The sequence below is a fragment of the Streptomyces sp. NPDC036822 genome, assembly GCF_055609145.1.
Map to the genome: position 1 here is coordinate 22,220 of NZ_JBVJPY010000022.1, position 16,491 is coordinate 38,710.

A 16,491-nucleotide genomic window follows, 5' to 3' on the forward strand; every position below is an offset into this window, starting at 1 on the left:
CGTGGCCGGGGGCCGGCCGGTGGAGGGTCAGCGGCGTACGGTGACGGCGATCTCGACCCGCCGGTTGCAGGCCATCGCCGCGTGGTCCGGCTCGCCGTCGCGGTACTCGGGAGCGCAGCGGGGCCGGTCGTCGGAGTGGCCACGAGCCGTCAGCACCGTGATGCCGCGCGCGGCGAGGGCGGCCCGGACGGCCTCGGCACGGTCCAGCGAGAGCCGCCTGCCCCGCTCCTCGCTGCCGCGGGAGTCGGTGTGCCCGGAGACCGCGACGGAGAGGGGCTCCAGTTCGCGGACCCTCTTCGCGGCGTCGTCCAGCGTGCCGCGCGCCTGCGGCGACAGCTCGGCGGTGTCGGTCGCGAACAGGACGGAGCCGGGGAGCGTGATCGTCGTGACCCGCCCGGCGGGGCGCTCCGAGACGGCGGGGAAGGTGACCGCCGGCTCCACGGTCAGGCGCTTCACGACGTCGCTCCCGCCCGTCTCGCGGGTACGCGCCGTGGCCTCCACCCGGCAGTCGGCGGCGCCCGCCGCCCGGCACAGGCGGGTCCACAGGGTGGTCAGCCAGGCGGTCTGCGGTGACGTCGGCACGGGGCCGCCCGCCGTCATGCCGATGCCGACGAGCGCGACCTCGACGCCCCTCAGGCCGGGCAGCTCGCCCGCCGTGCGGCACCGTGCGACGGTCGCGTCGATCTCGGCCGTTCCGTCGAAGCCCAGCGAACGAAGGTCCGCGCAGCCGGTGTTGACGAGCCCGTCGGTCGCCACGACGACACGGCGGCGGCCCGCCTGGGTGCCGAGCTGGTCGACCGCCGCCGCCAGCGCGCCCAGGACGTCCGTCCGGCCGGCCCTCGGCGCCCCGGCCGACGCCGTGCGGATCCGTTCCTCCAGACATCCGCGCCGGGCGCGGCGGCGGTCCCCCTTCGTGGTGTCGGTGCCCTCCACCCGGGACACGGAGGCCCGGTCGGCCTCCCAGTCGACGGTCGCGCGGGTGCCGTCGAAGCCGGCTATGGAGAGGGTCCCGCCCTCCAGAGCGGCGACGTCGAGCTCGCGGACCAGCGTCCCGCCCCAGTCGGGGACCGGAGCCCCCGGAGCGGTGCGCGCGCCGGGCCGGGTGGAGGAGCTCCGGTCCACCAGCACGGCCGTGCGGGCCGCGCCTTCGGGGTTCTCACCCGACGGCCGGTCGAGCCAGGCGCAGGGGCGCACGTCAGGGGCGTCGAAGGCGCCGCAGCCGCTCCCCGCGACGGCGGCCGAGAGCGCCAGGGCCGCGACGAGGAGCCGGCCGGGCAGCGCCCGGAGCACAAGGGACATGGGGTTCTCCAAAGTGAGTCGAATACGCATTTATGACTGTTCTCGGTCGCGGTCGACGGCGTTACTGGGAGCCCTCGACCACCTCGATGCCGGGAGGCTCTCGATGTCCCACTCCTCCGCCGCGGCCGGCGGCACCGACGACGGCTCCGCCGCCCGCCCCTCCGACACCGGCCTGCGCTCCGGGCTCGCCGTCTACACCGCGCTCCAGGCGGCGAACCAGTTCGCCGACGCCAAGGTCGGCGTGCTGGGCGTCGTCCAGGCGGGTCTGGTGGCCGCCGCCGTACCGCAGGGGGCGGTGGTGCGCGAGGCGTGGGAGCACGGTGGCCCCGGGGCGTGGGTGGCGGCCGGGCTGCTCGTGCTGCACGTGGCGGCCTTCCTGCCCGCCGTGTACTGCGTCGTCCAGGCGCTCCGGCCCCGCCTGACGCCGCCGCCCGCCCCCAACCGGTTCAGCCTGCCGTTACTTGCGTCCGCCGACGGCACTCCCCCGGCACGGGACGACGACGCGGAGCGGGCCGAGATCTGGCAGTTGATCCCGATCCTGGCCCAGGTGGGGATGGCCAAGCACCGGTACATCGCGCGCGGTGTCGTCTGGACCGGTCTGATGGCCCTGGCCGCCGGGCTCTCCTTCCTGGCCGGCCCGCTGGTGCCGTGACCGGCGTCGGCGCGCCGCCCTTCGCTCAGCTCCGGGGACTCCGGGGCTGGGGAAGGGGCTCGGCCGGGCCGCCGCCGGGCTCGGACTCCCCCGCCGGGGCGAGTCCGAAGAGCCGCATGGCCCGGCCGAGCTGGCGCTCGTTGTCGATGACGAACTCGAAGAGGTCGTGTGCCTGGTACTCCTTGCGCTGCCGCCCGACGAGCGTGACGAACTGATCCAGCTGCTTCTGGCGCTCCCGGAACATCGCGCCGACCTCGGAGGCGGCCTCCTCGGGCCGCTCGGCCAGCAGCACCGCCCACGGGGTCAGCCACGAGGCCGACTCGTCGTCGGGCCGGACGTCGACCAGGCCGCTCGCCAGGAACGCGCGCCACTCCTCGGCGACCTCGCTCAACAGCCGCACCCGCAGCGAGGACTTGGCGTACTGGTGCTCGATCTCCTGGAGGTCCAGAGCGGCTTTGCGCTGTTGTTCCACGATCTCCGGGGCCGGCCTGACGACGGTGCTCGTGCGGCACGTCACCAGACCGCTGTCGAAGCACTCGCCCTCGCGCAGCGCCTCGTTGACCGCCCGCTCGGCCTCCTGGGCGTGGAACGGTTCGTAGTCCCGGGTGATCTCGCGGACGCGCTCGGCCAGACGCTGGGGCAGCGCCGCCTGGTACCCGTCGACCGCGCGGCTCAGGGAGTACGTGTCCAGGCGCCCCTCGGCGCACCAGTCGCAGCGGATCTCGACGTGGAAGTCGAAGCCGCCTCCCTTGGCCGGTGTCTCGAAGGAGACCGTGGACTCGCGGTGCACCACCGCGATCTCGGGCACGTCCACCGTCACGGGCGAGAAGACCGGTGCGTCGGGCAGGGTCTGGCGGCCGAACAGGGAGCGCAGCCAGGAGATCGGGCCACGGCGTGGGGTGCTGGTCACGTCGACCACCTTTCCGTCACGAGGGAGTTGATCTGTGCGGCCGCGTCGAAGCCCACTCCTTGGTGGCTCCACAGCCGGAGGAAGAACAGGAACCGCTGACGGGGGCCGGTGGCGGATCCGTCGTCGAGGAACAGCTCCGTCACGAAGGCGACGAGTGTCGTGTCCAGTCCCGGCTCGTCCCCGGACCGCTCCACCCACGACCGCAGGGTGTCCCAGGCCCGCTGCGGGACCCCGGGCCTGGGGTCGGACAGGGTGGCGCGCATCAGCCGGAGGAGATGGCCTCGCTGGACCGGCTCGGCCAGGAAGCCGGTGACCGCGAGACCGCCCCGGAACCTGCTGAGCTGTTGCAGGCAGGCGGCCGCCTCGCCCCGGAGCCCGGCGTGCGGTGACTCCGACCAGTCGGCCAGCCGCTCGATCGTCTGCTCCCGCGCCCCCGCGGCGTAGATCTCCCGGACGGCGGAGCGAACGCCCCTCAGGCTCGTCCCGGCGATCCTCTCCAGGCTGCCCAGCGCCTCCACCGGGTAGCGTGCGCCGATCCCGGTGCCGTACGCGACCTGGGCGCACGCCTGGTAGTCCCGCCGCTGGGACCAGGCGCGCAGCAGCCGCTGGACGCGCGGGACGAGGACGGGGTCCGCCGCGACACGCTCCAGGGCCCAGGCGGCGGCGTGCCGGCGCCGGTCGGCGTGCTCCCCCTTCGTGGTCGCCCAGGGGACGAACAGCTCCTCCCGGACGTAGTCCCAGTCGAAGGTGGCGAGCAGGCCGGCGGCCTGGGCCGCGGACACCCGGATGTCCTCCTCGCTCCTGATGACCAGGCTGTCCAGCCAGGCGAGCAGCGGGGCGCGGGCTCCGCTGTGCTCCAGGCACAGCGTCTCCAGCAACGCCTCGCCGAGGCCGGGCCGGGCGATGCGCACCCGGCAGTCGGGATCGCCCTCCCCGGCCGGTCCGCCCGCGCTGTCGGTCAGCGCCACGACGGAGGGGTCGAGCCAGTCGGTGAGGCCCTCCTCGAAGAGCCGCATCTCCGGTTCCACCGAGGGCGAGCGCACGCCGTGGAGCAGGGCGGCGAGCTGGTGGGACTCCCGGCTCACCCGGCTCAGCGGCGCTCCGTCGAGCACGACACAGGCAAGGAGGAAGGCCCGGGCCCAGAGGGAGACCTCCGCCTTGCCGGCCGTAGGGTCGGCGCTGGGCACGGGGGCGCGGAGCAGGTCCTTGGCCTTGGCCCGCAGTTGTGCCTGGAACCCCTGGGCGATGGTGTCGACGTCGTCGCCGTCGCGCTCGCACCGCTCCAGCTGCCGTGCGATCGCCTGGACCTCGGCCAGGGTGGTGCGCCCGTACAGTCCCGCCCGGACGCTCTCGTGCCGCAGCAGCTTCTCGCACGCACCGGGGCGGTCGGCGAGCCGCACGGCCAGGTGCCGCGCCAGGGCCTCGAACCGCATGCCGTCCGGGACGTGGTGCTCGACGACGTGCGCGTCGAGGCCGTCGACCGGCACCTGGTCGTCGACGACGATGACCAGAGGGCTCCGCCGGTAGGTCACCTCCTTGAGCCTGCTGAGCAGTTGGGGGCGCAGCTGGGACGCCCAGGGCCGGCCGTCGCCCTCGACGACATGGCCACGGCCGGTCTGCAGGTCCCCGCCGCCCTTGCTGACCAGCCGCTTCAGGTCCATCTCCGGGTCCAGGAGCACCACGCTCGCGTCCATCACCTCCTGGGCGGCGAGCAGGGCCGTGGTGCACCTTCCGGAGCCGGGCGCTCCGCGCAGGACCGCGACGCCTTCCTTGAGGAGCAGGGTGATGAGCGCGCGATGGCTGTCGGGCTCGACGTACCGCTCGCGCAGGCGGTCGAGGTCCTCCTCGCGGATCCGGCCGTCGACCGGGTCGGCGTGCGGGGCGGAGGCGTAGTAGTGCTTGTTGATCGTCCCGGCCGCGTCACCCGGCCCGAAGCCGACCACTCCCCCGCCGACGCGGATCTGCTGGAGCCCCCGGCGGCGCAGAGCGCGGATGTGGTCGGCGTCCTCCTCCGTCTCGCGCTCCTCGTCCAGGGCGTCGTCCGGTCCGGCCTGGGCGTCCCGCGCGGTCTGCCCGGTCCACGCGGCCTCCCGCGGTTCGTCCTCGGCCGCGTCCTCCGGCCGGTCGGTGGACCGCATCAGGTCTTCCATGTCTCCACCTCGTCACCGGTTGTACTTGTTGATGGTCCGGGCCAGGTCGCCGCTGCCGAAGTGGTTGAATCCGCCCGTGATCCGCTCCACGACGTGGGTGGGTCCGGTCCGCGGCCCTTCCTCCGGCTCGGCGACCAGTTCCGCCAGCTCCTCCGGGGCGTGCTCCGGTACGTGGATCCAGCCGTATCCGGTGAACTCCTTCTGCCGGATGTGCGCCTTGACGTAGGCCCGGGGGTCGAGGCCCTGCCCCCGGAGCCTCACGACGTCCTGGTAGAGCCGGTCGGAGACGATCAGCGCGAGGTCCGTGGAGTCGACGCCTGCGAGCACCCGCTTCAGCTGGCCGGCGTCGAGATAGCGCGCGAGGGCGACCGGGGCGGGTCCGGCGTATCCGAGGGCGGCGGTGCGGGCCACCCCGGTGTCCATCGCCAGGCGCAGCCGCATCCGCTCCGGTACCGCCCGGTTGGCGTTGCGCACCGCGAGCCGCTCGGTCAGGTGCCGGACGAAGTCGCCGAGGACGACCGGCTCGGGCGTGTCCACGGGCAGGACGGCGAACTCCTGGTCGCCCTGCGGTTGTCGTTCCCACGCGGTGCGGTCGAGGCCGCTGAGCGCGGCGGCCTCCTCCAGCACGCGTACGAGGTCGGACTGGACCGTCTCCTGACCGGGGGTGTCGAGCAGGCTGTACTTCTCCACGTCCGCCGCGAGGCAGAGACGGCGGGGGACGATCTCGTGTGCGGGCAGGGGGAATGAGGGCTGCTTGTTCATGGATCGGCCACCTGACTGACGTAGTGGGGCGGGCTCGGGCGTCAACTCTGCACCGGGGGGAGCGAAACCCGGAGTGGGTCGTAGAAATACGGAATTCGGCGGCGGGACCGCCGGAACGCCCGCGTACGCCGGGCACTCACGCCCCTCGCGACGGTCGGTCCGGGCCCTTCGGAACGGAGATTCCGGTCCCTCCGCGACGGTCGTGCTCGCGGCCCTGCGCGGGGCGGTGGTTCTCGGTGCCCTGCGCGGCCGTGGTTCTCGGTGCCTCCGTGACGGTGCTTCCGGTTCCCCCGTTACGTGAGGTCCTCGTCCATCCGCGCGACCTGCCGGAGCCTGTCCAGGTCGAGCACGGTGGTGCGCCGGTAGCCCGTCGTGATCAGGTCGTCCCTGCGCAGTTCGGCGAGCGCCTTGTGGATCGTGACCTCCGCCGAGCCGGTCAGCGCGGCCAGCTCCGGCTGGGTGAGGTCGACCCCGATGACCAGACCTCGGGGGACGCGGTGCCCGTACGAGGCGGCGAGCTCGGCCAGGACGCGGGCGAGGCGCACCTTGACCGGGAAGCCGCCGAACTCGACCCGGCGGCGGTTCGCCCAGCGCAGTCGCTGGGTGACGATCCCCGCGATGGCCAGGGCCGCCTCGGGGCGGGAGTTGAGGAAGAGGCGGAGGTCGGACTCGCGGACGATGCTGGCCGCGATGTCTCCGCACGCCGTGATCGTGGCGGACCTCGGGGCGTCGTCCATGGCGGCCATCTCGCCGACGATGTCCCCGCCGACGCGGATGGCGAGCAGCGCCTCGTGGCCGTTGGCGAGGCGGGCCGTCACCTTGACGAAACCGGAGCGCAGAAGGACCACATGACGCGAGCGCTCGCCCTCGTGCATCAGGATCTCCTCCGGGACGTAGCGGCAGCGGGCGCCGATCCTCAGCAGATCGGCGCGCACGGCCTCCGGCAGGGCGCCGAGGAAACTCCCGGTCGGCCACCCTTCCCGGTCCTGATGTTCGGATTGCGGTGTCACAGACATCCCCCTATCCCCCGGCCCCACTCCGGTCCGTCGGCGACCGCTCGCCTCACCTGCTACAGAAGAGCAGGTAAGGAGGCGCAGGGGCAGAGTGTGCGCGGGCGGGTTTTGGGGCGCTCAGCGCGTGCGGGGGCGCACAAGTGCCCTAGTGAGCGCCCCCAGTGGGTTCGAGACGCACCAGCGTCTCGTCCGTGCCCACGACGAGGCCGCCGTCCGTGGTGACCGCGACGGCACGGACGGGCGGGCCGGGGCGGAAGCGGTGGAGGGCGCCGGTGTCGAGGTGGCGGAGTTCGACGAGGCCGTCGGCCCAGGCGACCGCCAGGGCCGGGCCCCGGGGCGTCTCGGCGGCGTGGAGGGTGACGACCGGAGCGGGGCGCTCCACGAGCGGGGCGGGGTGCGGGGTCGCGTCCTTGCCCGGCGTCCAGAGGCGGACCGCGCCGTCGGTGCCGCCGCTGCACACGAACGGCGTGGCCGTCTCCACGGCGGTGACGGCCGCGACGCGACCGCTGTGCAGAGCCGCCTGGTGGATGCCGGTCAGCCCGAAGGCGTGCACGGAGCCGAGCCGGTCGCCGACCACCACCGAGCCGCCGATCACGGCGAGCGCGGTGCCCGGGTGCCGGGTGAGGGTGGCGGTGACGGCCTGGGTGAGCCGCTCCAGGTACGGAGGGCGGGGCGCCGTCCCCCGTACGGTGTGCAGCCGGCCGCGCTCGTCGAGCAGGAGGACGGTCCCGTCCGCCGCGGGGGCGAGCGCCTTGACCCGGCCCGCGGGTCCCGCCTCCAGCCGCCCGCCGGGACGGGCGTCCCGGGCGTCGAGCAGCCGCACGGCGCCGGCCGGACCCGCGACAAGGAGCCGCACTCCCACGGCTCCGAGCGCGGTGACGGGGCCGGGCCACGGCGGGGTGACGTCGCCGCGCACCCGCGTCCAGCACACCTTCCACGCGGAACGCTCGGCGAGCTCCGCGAGGGCGGGCCGCAGCCGGGGGTCCGCCGCGTCCCCGAGCGTGGCGAGCAGCACGAGGGCGCGGCCGGCCGGGTCCTGGTCGCGGCTGAGGGACTGCCCCGCGCGCAGCCAGGCGGAGCGCAGGCCGCCCCGGTCGTCGTCGGGCTCCGCCAGATACGCCCGGGTGACCCGGCACGGGTCGGCCGCGCAGACGGCCTCGGGGTCGGCGGGGTCGAACCCCCACCGACCGGCCGCACCGGCTCCGGCGGTGCGACCGGCGGACGTTCCGGCACCGGCTCCGACGGAGACTCCGGCACCAGAACCGTCAGTGCGTCCGGCGGAGGGCCCGGCACCGGTGGGCGCTGCGCCCCCGCCCCGGTCGGTCTCCTCCGGCCCGGGCCGCCCGTCCGCCGCCCCGCCGAGGAGCGAGTGCCCCGGCCCCGTGGCGGAAGGCGCGGTCGGCTCGGCGTCCCCCCGCTCGGCGGCGGCGTCAGCGGTGCCCCCCTGTCCGGCCCGTCCGCCCGGGACGCGGGCCGCGCTCTCCGCCGGCGCGCTCGCCGTCCGCACGCCGTCCGCACCGGCGGGGGCGTCCTCCCCGAGGTCCACGACCGTCGCGCGGCCGGTGGCCGCCAGGAGCAGGTGCGCGGCGGTTCCCGCCTCGGTCTCGACGAGGAGGCGGACGCGCCCCAACGCGGCCATCTCCGCGAAGAGTTCGGCCAGGGCGTCCGGTTCGGCCGCCGTGGACAGGTTCGGGAGGACCAGGGCGGCGCGGCGTACGTCGGTGGTGGCGAGGACCTGGACGAGTTCGCCGGGCGTGCGGGCGACCACGCCCAGGCGGTTGGCGATCGTCCAGGCGGCGCCGAGCGCGCTCTGACCGTCCAGGGGGACCAGTTCGCGTGCCGCGCGCCGGCGACGTGCGGAACCGGAGCGGGTGCCGTGTGCGGCGAGCCAGGAGAGCAGCGCGCTCTTGCCCCGGCCCGGGCCTCCGGTGACCAGGCAGAGGCGGGGCGCGTCCGGGTCGGTGAGCCAGCCGAGCAGGGCCGCTGCCTCGGCCTCCCGGCCGGGTGCGGGACGCTCCGCCCGTACGGGACCGGTCACGGGCGTCCTCCCCGGGCCTCCGGCCGGGGCGACCCCGCGTGCGACGGGGACGGGACGGGGGACGGCAGGGGACACCTCACGCCACCGACCTTAGTCGGTGGGGGCCGGGAGGTGGGGTCAGCCGCCGGATCCGGTGAAGTGCTCCTCGACGAGTGACCGGACGACGGTCAGGTCCTGGGCGACGAGCGCGTCGAGGAGGGCGGTGTGTTCCGCCGCGTCGGCCACGAGATCGGCGTGCCGGGCGGCCGGGGCGCTCGTCAGGGGCCATTGGGAGCGGCGGTGCAGATCGTCGGCGACGGCGAGGAGCTGGGTGTTGCCGGCGAGGGCGAGGACCGCGCGGTGGAAGGCCCGGTCGGCCTCCGCGTAATGCGCGCGGTCACCTCGCGCGGCGGCCGTGGACGTGGCCTCGGCGAGCGGCCGGAGCTCCGCCCAGCGGGCGGCGGGGACCGTACGGGCCAGCCGCAGCATGACGGGGACCTCGATGAGGGCGCGGACCTCGGCGAGTTCCGCGAGTTCGCGCGCGGTGCGCTCGACGACCCGGAAGCCCCGGTTCGGCACGACGTCGACCGCGCCCTCGGTCGCGAGCCGCTGCATCGCCTCGCGGACCGGGGTCGCGGAGACGCCGAAGCGCTCGGCGAGGACGGGGGCGGAGTAGACCTCGCCCGGGACCAGCTCTCCGCCGACGAGGGCGGCGCGCAGGGCCTGGAGGATCTGGCCGCGTACGGAGTGGCGCCGGACGGCGGCGCGCGGTGCGGGCACCAAGCCGGATGCGGGCACGGAGCCGGGTATCGGGTCGGAGCCGGGTCCGGGCGTGGGGTCGGAGCCGGGCGCGGGATCCGCGGAAGGAGCGGGGGGCGGCTCCACGGGAGGCCGGTGCGCGTGGGCGTGTTCGCCGCGCGCCCGTTCCGGGCCCTCCACGGCGTCGCCGAACGGCGCGTGCGGCTCCCGCACCGCGCGCTCGCGCGCTCTGCCCTGCTCCACCCGGGTCCTCCTGCGGGATCGTGCCGGGCCCGGCTCGCGATGCCGGCGCCCCCTGTGCACGATAGGCGACGGGCGGACCCGCAGGGTCCGGGAGACGTGCCCCTCGGACGCGAAGGGCAAACACCGATCGCATCGGGTAAGGTAAGGCTAACCTGTTAACGATCGCGATTCGGTGGTCCCCCATGGCCGTCCCCGCCCTGCTCCCCGCCCCCTTCACCTCGCCTGTCGCGGCGTCCTACGCCCGCCTCCGCGAGGTGTTCAGCGGCCTGCGGATAGAGGAACTGGGCCCGGACGACCGGATGCCGCGCGGAGAGGGCTGGGTCGGCGCGGACGAGCTCGCGGCCGGCGGCGCCGCGCTCGACGCGTTCCTCGCCTGGGACGACGCCCAGGTGCTGCGGGACTACGGCCGCAGGGGCAGGCCCGACGTGGTCGCCGGTTTCGGACTGCACCGGTACGCCTGGCCCGCCTGCCTCCTGGTGACCGCTCCGTGGTTCCTGCACCGCAGGGTGCCGCGCCTGCCCGCCCGCAGCGTCGCCTTCCAGCGCTCCGCCGGCCGGCTGGCGGTCCGGGTGGAGGAGTTCGCCTGTCTGCCCGACGACCCGGCGGCCGCACTGCCCGGCGCGCGGATCGTCCCGGACGAGGAGGCTCTGCGGGCAGAGGTCCGCGACGCGCTCGCCGAGCACTTCGAGGAACTCCTGACCGGCTTCGGGCCGCGGATGCGGCGCGGCAAGCGGGCCCTGTGGGGCATGGCGACCGACGAGATCGTCGAAGGGCTCTGGTACATCGCCTCCCTGCTGGGCGAGGAGGCGCGGGCGATGGAGGAGCTGGAGCTGCTCCTGCCCGGCACCGCCAAGCCGTACGCCGGGACGGCGGGCTTCCGCGAGCTGCCCGGCTCCGGGACCGCCCACACGCCTCCCGTCGCCACCCGCGACCGGGTCAGCTGCTGCTTCTTCTACACCTTGCGCCCTGAGGACACCTGCCTGACGTGTCCGCGCACCTGCGACGCCGAGCGGGTCCGCCGGCTCGCCGCGACCGCCTGACCTCCGGCCGGCACTTACGCCACCCTCACGGGTGGCGTCCGTCGAACACGACTCCACCTCACCGATCGGCAGTTCGACCAGATCACACCTATTCGTATGCCGTGCGACCCCATTGGCGTGCTCTTGCCGCGAAACCCCTTGAGGCCCCCGCGAGGTCGGCCAGTATGGGCGCCCGAAACGCCCTACTGCGATGCAAGGGACACCGCATGAGACTGACCGACATATCGCTGGACTGGCTGCTTCCGGGCGGCGTGATGGTGGCCGGAGTCCTGACGGCGGTGGCGGTGCTCGCGCGCGGCAAGCGCGCCGGTGACCAGGCCGCGGCCGAGGACTCGTGGGAACGCAGCGAGGAACGCCGCAGACGCAAGGAAGCGATCTACGGAACCGCCTCCTACGTCCTGCTCTTCTGCTGCGCGGCGGTCGCGGCCGCCCTCTCCTTCCACGGTCTTGTGGGCTTCGGCCGCCAGAACCTCAACCTCACCGGAGGCTGGGAGTACCTTGTCCCCTTCGGCCTCGACGGCGCGGCCATGTTCTGCTCGGTCCTCGCGGTCCGCGAGGCCAGCCATGGTGACGCGGCCCTCGGCTCGCGCCTCCTCGTGTGGACGTTCGCGGGCGCCGCGGCCTGGTTCAACTGGGTGCACGCCCCACGGGGCCTGGGGCACGACGGGGCCCCGCAGTTCTTCGCCGGCATGTCCCTCTCGGCGGCCGTCCTCTTCGACCGGGCCCTCAAGCAGACCCGCCGGGCGGCGCTCAGGGAGCAGGGCCTGGTGCCCCGCCCCCTGCCGCAGATCCGGATCGTACGGTGGCTGCGGGCACCCAGGGAGACCTTCGGCGCCTGGTCGCTGATGCTCCTCGAAGGCGTACGGACGCTGGACGAGGCGGTCGACGAGGTCCGCGAGGACCGGCGCGAGAAGCAGCAGAACCGGCTGCGCAGGCGGGAGCAGGAGAAGCTCGGCCGGGCCAGACTCAAGGCGATCAACCGTCAGCACCGCGCCTTCGGGCTCGGTCGCGGCGGCGGCCGCCAGGTCGAGGTCGCGGCTCTGAGCGCCGGTGCGGGCTCCGCGACATCCGCCGGGGCGGCCGTCGCGGAGCCCGCCATAGCGGACCCCGGACAACTGCCGCTTCGACCCCGGCCCTCCCTCCAGGCCGTGCAGGGCGTTGAACCTCGGACGGTGGACCTCACCGCCGAGGACGACACCCAGGCGCTCCCCCGGCTCGACTCCCTGGAGCGCAAGCTCAAGGACCTCGAGCAGCAGTTCGGCTGAGCGCCGGCGCACGGACGAACCGAACGGCGGGGCAGCCCCTCAGGCGGCCCCGCCGTTCGTCCGGCGTACGGCGGGCGGCTCGCCGCCCCGCCGTTCACCGTGCAGTTCGAACCACACGACCTTGCCCACCTCCTGGTCCTCGACGCCCCAGGAGTCGGCCAGTGCGTCGACCAGGACGAGCCCCCTGCCGTGCGTACCGTCGTCGGCGGCCGGTACGTGCGGCTCGGTCAGGCCGGGCACGAAGTCCCGCACCTCCACCCTGAGGTTCTCGGGGACGACGGTCGCCGTCACGACGGCGCCGTGCTCCGTGTGGATCAACGCGTTGGTGACGAGCTCACTCATCAGCAGTTCGGCCACGTCGCAGGCCCCCGGCCCGCCCCACCTCCGCAGCATCTCGCGCAACGCGTGGCGCACCTCCGGCACCGCGGTGAGATCCGCGCATCCCACCTTTCTCAGCAGTTGAGTCGGCTGTCTCGCCTCCCCGGCCATAACCCCCACCCACAGTCGTCGGACAGTCACGGGGATGCATGCCCCGCCCGCCGTCCCGCATTCATGGCCGCGGGACGTTGCGCAGGTTGGAACGGGCCATCTGGAGCATGCGGCCGACACCGCCGTCCAGGACGATCTTGCTCGCGGAGAGCGCGAACCCGGTCACCATGTCCGCGCTGATCTTCGGGGGGATGGACAGCGCGTTGGGGTCGGTGACGACGTCGACGAGGGCGGGACCCTTGTGCCTGAAGGCCTCCTTGAGCGCCCCGGCGAGCTGTTTGGGCTTCTCGACCCGCACGCCGTAGGCCCCGGCCGCGCGGGCGATGGCGGCGAAGTCCGGGTTGTGGTTGGCCGTGCCGTACGAGGGGAGGCCGGCCACCATCATCTCCAGCTCGACCATGCCGAGCGACGAGTTGTCGAACAGGACGACCTTCACCGGCAGGTCGTACTGCACGAGCGTCAGGAAGTCGCCCATCAGCATGGAGAAGCCGCCGTCGCCGGACATCGAGATCACCTGGCGGTTCCGGTCGACGAACTGGGCGCCGATCGCCTGCGGCAGCGCGTTGGCCATGGAGCCGTGGCTGAAGGAGCCGATGATGCGCCGGCGGCCGTTGGGCGTGAGGTAGCGGGCCGCCCAGACGTTGCACATGCCGGTGTCGACGGTGAAGACCGCGTCGTCGTCGGCGAGGTCGTCCAGGACGGAGGCGACGTACTCCGGGTGGATCGGGACGTGCTTCTCGACCTTGCGCGTATAGGCCTTGACGACACCTTCGAGCGCGTCGGCGTGCTTCTTCAGCATCTTGTCGAGGAAGCGCCGGTCCGTCTTGGCGCGTACGCGCGGGGTGATGCAGCGCAGCGTCTCGCGGACGTCACCCCAGACGGCGAGGTCGAGCTTGGAGCGACGGCCGAGGCGTTCGGGCCGGACGTCCACCTGGGCGATCGTGACGTCGTCGGGCAGGAAGGCGTTGTAGGGGAAGTCGGTGCCGAGCAGCAGGAGCAGATCGCACTCGTGGGTGGCCTCGTAGGCGGCGCCGTAGCCCAGCAGTCCGCTCATCCCCACGTCGAACGGATTGTCGTACTGGATCCACTCCTTGCCGCGCAGGGCGTGGCCGACCGGCGACTTGACGCGCTCGGCGAACTGCATGACCTCGGCGTGCGCGCCGGCGGTGCCGCTGCCGCAGAACAGCGTCACCCGGTCGGCCTCGTCGATGAGCCGTACCAGCGCCTCGATCTCGGCGTCGCCCGGACGGACGGTGGGCCGGCTGGTGACGAGTGCGTGCTCCGCCGCCTTCTCGGGGGCGGGCGCGGAGGCCAGGTCGCCCGGAAGTGAGACGACGCTGACGCCGCCCTGGCCGACCGCGTGCTGAATGGCCGTCTGGAGCAGTCGGGGCATCTGCTTCGGGTTGCCGATCAGCTCGCTGTAGTGGCTGCACTCGCCGAACAGCCGGTCGGGGTGGGTCTCCTGGAAGAAGCTGAGGCCGATCTCGCTCGACGGGATGTGCGAGGCGAGCGCCAGGACCGGGGCCATCGAGCGGTGGGCGTCGTACAGGCCGTTGATGAGGTGCAGATTGCCCGGGCCGCAGGATCCCGCGCAGGCGGCGAGGCGGCCGGTGATCTGCGCCTCGGCGCCCGCGGCGAAGGCGGCGGTCTCCTCGTGCCGGACGTGGATCCAGTCGATGCCGGAGTGGCGGCGGACGGCGTCGACGACGGGATTCAGGCTGTCGCCGACGACTCCGTACAGCCGTTGGACGCCCGCGCGGACGAGCAGATCGACGAACTGTTCGGCGACGTTCTGTTTGGCCATGGATCCATCAACACATGGGCCCGGACGTTACGCCTCCCAGACGGCCGCCGCTGTACGGTCATCGGCGTACCCCTTCACCCTGAGTTGGGTGTCGGCGAGGAAGGCGGCGAGTCCGGGCGCCTCGGGGGCCGCCCAGCGCGCGGCGAGTTCCTCGGCGAGGGCCGGCTCGCCGCGCATCGCGTCGGCGAGGCCGCTCGACGCGAGGAGGAGGGTGTCGCCCGGATGGGCCACGGAGGCGCGGAAGCGGAAGGGCTCCGCCACAGGCGCGGGGGAAGCGGCAGCTCCGCTCCCCCGGCCGTTGGCCGCGGCGGGGTCCTCGACGAACGGGCGGGGGACGCCGGTGACGCCGGTGACGCCCGTGACGCCGAGGTTCATGGTCAGCCGGTCGCCCTCCTCCGTTTCGGCCGGGGCCGGGCCGAGGGGGTCCGAGGACGCGGCCGTCGCGCGGGGACGGCCGTCGGCGCGGGAAGGCTCGTCGGCCGGGGTCCGTTCGCCGGCGGCGCGGGCCGGGGCGGGCGGGGAGCCGAAGCCGACGACGGGTGCGCCGGTCAGGGTGGCCGGTTCGGGGACGAGGGGCTCGATGTCCTGCCAGGAGCCGTCGCGGAGCCGGAAGAGCCCGCCGCGGCCGATGCCGAAGAAGACGCGGGTGCGGCAGTCCGGGTCGGCGGAGAGCAGCAGGCAGCGCAGGCTCGCGGTGTAGTCCTCCGCTTCCACGCCCAGTTCGGCGGCGCGGGCGCGGAGCCGGCCGTAGGTGCGGTCGGTGAGCCGGTGGAGCCCTGACTTGAGGTCGCCGCGACGGCCGGCCCGGATGTCCTCGGAGAGCCGGGTGTGGCTGCGGCCGACGGCCTCGCCGATCCAGCGGCAGGCGTCGGCGGCTGCGCGGTGGGAGCCGTCGGCGGCGCGGGGGCCGCCGGCCACGGCGACCAGGACCAGGGCGGCTTCGTCCTGGCCGAAGCGGGCGGTGAGCAGGGTGTCGCGGCGGGGTTCGCCGCGGTAGCGGGCGGAGTCGCCCCGGACGGAGGCGGCGCGCAGGGTATAGGCGCCGTACCGGGCTCCGTCGAGGACGGTGTCGGCCACGAGATCGGCCAGTTCGCCGGGGCGGGCGACGGGCAGGGCGGTCGGTTCGGGCTCGTAGGTGGGCGGCCGGCTGCCGATGTGTTCCGTCCGGGGGCGGGGGGCCGGGACCTGGACGGTCGGGGTGTCCGCGGCCCTCGCCGGCGGGGCCGGGGGTCCCTCCGGGGCGTCCGGGGGGTCGGGCACGCCGGGTGCGGACGGGAAGGTGCGCGGAACGCGCGCGTCCGCGTCGAGCGGCTCCCATGGGGCCTTCTCCGGCCGGATCGCGATGGCGTCCCGCCGTACGGAGGCGGGCATCGCCCGTGACGCGGAGTCGAAGCGGTCGTCGAGCGTCTCACCCGTCGTCGTCGGCGCGGTGTCCGGCACCGACTCGTCGTACAGCTTGTCCCACCAGTGGTCCCCCTGCTGAGTCATGCCCTTATTGTCCACCGAGGGGGCCGCGTGAGGACGGGACATCCCGAAAAGCAATGAGAAAGGGGTCCGCCGGGCGACCCCACCCCCCACGGGAAGGACGCCCGGCGGACCGGCGTGGTCAGCGCACGTCGTCAGCGCGGACCACGGTCTGGGTGACGGAGGCGCCCTCGGCGTCCGTCGGTTCGGTCTTCGGCGTGGCGGGCTTGCCGGCGGCTCCCGCGTGGTTCACGGTCGCGGTCCACCGTCCGCCCTGCTACGAGACCCGCGCCCGCGTCCGGATCGCGCCTCCGTCGTAGGAGTACGAGCGTCCGGCCGAGATGAGGGCGGCGGGCGTGTGGCCCGCGTGGCGGCGAGGCCGGTCTTCCGGCCGTCGGTCGCGGCGAGGCTCCTGAGGCCGTCCTCCGGTAGGTCGTACCGGGGACGGAGAATCGGGATGCCTTGAGAGTAGACGGTCTCGTCGGCCTGGGAAGTGTATTTCCAGAGGGAGTTGACGGATGCGGAGCGGTTCCGCACCGTGCTGCCGATCTTCGTCGTCCGCCGTTCGAGCGGGTACGTGCCGCGCTCGGACGGGGCTTCGAGGGCACCGAACGGCCGTCCGGT

At 74.3% G+C, this 16,491-nt stretch carries 13 protein-coding genes; 3 read left to right on the plus strand and 10 right to left on the minus strand.

What is annotated here, in order from left to right; translation table 11 throughout:
• Window positions 1–27 precede the first annotated feature (27 nt).
• A complete protein-coding gene (locus ACZ68P_RS31825) occupies window positions 28–1,299 on the minus strand; it encodes an OmpA family protein (RefSeq protein ID WP_471012360.1) in 1,272 nt (423 codons plus the stop codon).
• A gap of 103 nt (window positions 1,300–1,402) precedes the next feature.
• Between ACZ68P_RS31825 and ACZ68P_RS31830 the strand changes: the two genes are divergently transcribed.
• Entirely contained in the window at window positions 1,403–1,951 is a 549-nt protein-coding gene (locus tag ACZ68P_RS31830; RefSeq protein WP_471012362.1) for a Pycsar system effector family protein, read from the plus strand.
• A 25-nt stretch (window positions 1,952–1,976) separates the two neighbouring features.
• On the opposite strand, the gene ACZ68P_RS31835 is transcribed toward ACZ68P_RS31830, so the two are convergent.
• The 6 genes from ACZ68P_RS31835 to ACZ68P_RS31860 form a co-directional block, all read right to left on the minus strand.
• The gene (locus ACZ68P_RS31835; RefSeq protein ID WP_471012364.1) at window positions 1,977–2,861 is read right to left on the minus strand and encodes a hypothetical protein; all 885 of its coding nucleotides are present in this window, start codon (window positions 2,859–2,861) and stop codon (window positions 1,977–1,979) included.
• Window positions 2,858–5,011 carry a hypothetical protein gene (locus ACZ68P_RS31840; RefSeq protein ID WP_471012365.1) on the minus strand — a complete coding sequence of 718 codons (2,154 nt, stop codon included), beginning with the start codon at window positions 5,009–5,011 and terminating at the stop codon, window positions 2,858–2,860. Before ACZ68P_RS31840 ends, ACZ68P_RS31835 begins: the two co-directional genes overlap by 4 nt.
• A 12-nt stretch (window positions 5,012–5,023) precedes the next feature.
• Window positions 5,024–5,773, minus strand: coding sequence for a hypothetical protein (locus ACZ68P_RS31845; RefSeq protein WP_471012366.1), 750 nt, complete (start codon window positions 5,771–5,773; stop codon window positions 5,024–5,026).
• 293 nt (window positions 5,774–6,066) lie between these two features.
• Window positions 6,067–6,783 (minus strand): Crp/Fnr family transcriptional regulator, encoded by a 717-nt coding sequence (locus ACZ68P_RS31850; RefSeq protein ID WP_471012368.1) that lies wholly within the window; start codon window positions 6,781–6,783, stop codon window positions 6,067–6,069.
• Window positions 6,784–6,931: 148 nt separating this feature from the next.
• Window positions 6,932–8,824, minus strand: a complete 1,893-nt coding sequence (locus ACZ68P_RS31855) for a hypothetical protein (RefSeq protein ID WP_471012369.1) — start codon at window positions 8,822–8,824, stop codon at window positions 6,932–6,934.
• A gap of 117 nt (window positions 8,825–8,941) precedes the next feature.
• Window positions 8,942–9,805, minus strand: coding sequence for a GntR family transcriptional regulator (locus ACZ68P_RS31860; RefSeq protein ID WP_471012371.1), 864 nt, complete (start codon window positions 9,803–9,805; stop codon window positions 8,942–8,944).
• A gap of 182 nt (window positions 9,806–9,987) precedes the next feature.
• Between ACZ68P_RS31860 and ACZ68P_RS31865 the strand changes: the two genes are divergently transcribed.
• A complete protein-coding gene (locus ACZ68P_RS31865) occupies window positions 9,988–10,845 on the plus strand; it encodes a (2Fe-2S)-binding protein (protein WP_471012373.1) in 858 nt (285 codons plus the stop codon).
• Between the two features lie 206 nt (window positions 10,846–11,051).
• Window positions 11,052–12,110: a DUF2637 domain-containing protein gene (locus ACZ68P_RS31870; protein WP_365719699.1), complete on the plus strand. Its 1,059-nt coding sequence runs from the start codon at window positions 11,052–11,054 to the stop codon at window positions 12,108–12,110.
• A gap of 39 nt (window positions 12,111–12,149) precedes the next feature.
• Here ACZ68P_RS31870 and ACZ68P_RS31875 read toward each other — a convergent pair whose 3' ends face one another.
• The 3 genes from ACZ68P_RS31875 to ACZ68P_RS31885 all read right to left on the minus strand — a co-directional run bounded on the left by ACZ68P_RS31875 (window position 12,150) and on the right by ACZ68P_RS31885 (window position 15,891).
• Window positions 12,150–12,557, minus strand: coding sequence for an ATP-binding protein (locus tag ACZ68P_RS31875; protein ID WP_471012374.1), 408 nt, complete (start codon window positions 12,555–12,557; stop codon window positions 12,150–12,152).
• A gap of 103 nt (window positions 12,558–12,660) precedes the next feature.
• Window positions 12,661–14,403: a pyruvate dehydrogenase gene (locus ACZ68P_RS31880; protein ID WP_471012376.1), complete on the minus strand. Its 1,743-nt coding sequence runs from the start codon at window positions 14,401–14,403 to the stop codon at window positions 12,661–12,663.
• A gap of 27 nt (window positions 14,404–14,430) precedes the next feature.
• Window positions 14,431–15,891, minus strand: a complete 1,461-nt coding sequence (locus tag ACZ68P_RS31885) for a protein phosphatase 2C domain-containing protein (RefSeq protein WP_471012378.1) — start codon at window positions 15,889–15,891, stop codon at window positions 14,431–14,433.
• Window positions 15,892–16,491: the final 600 nt, after the last annotated feature.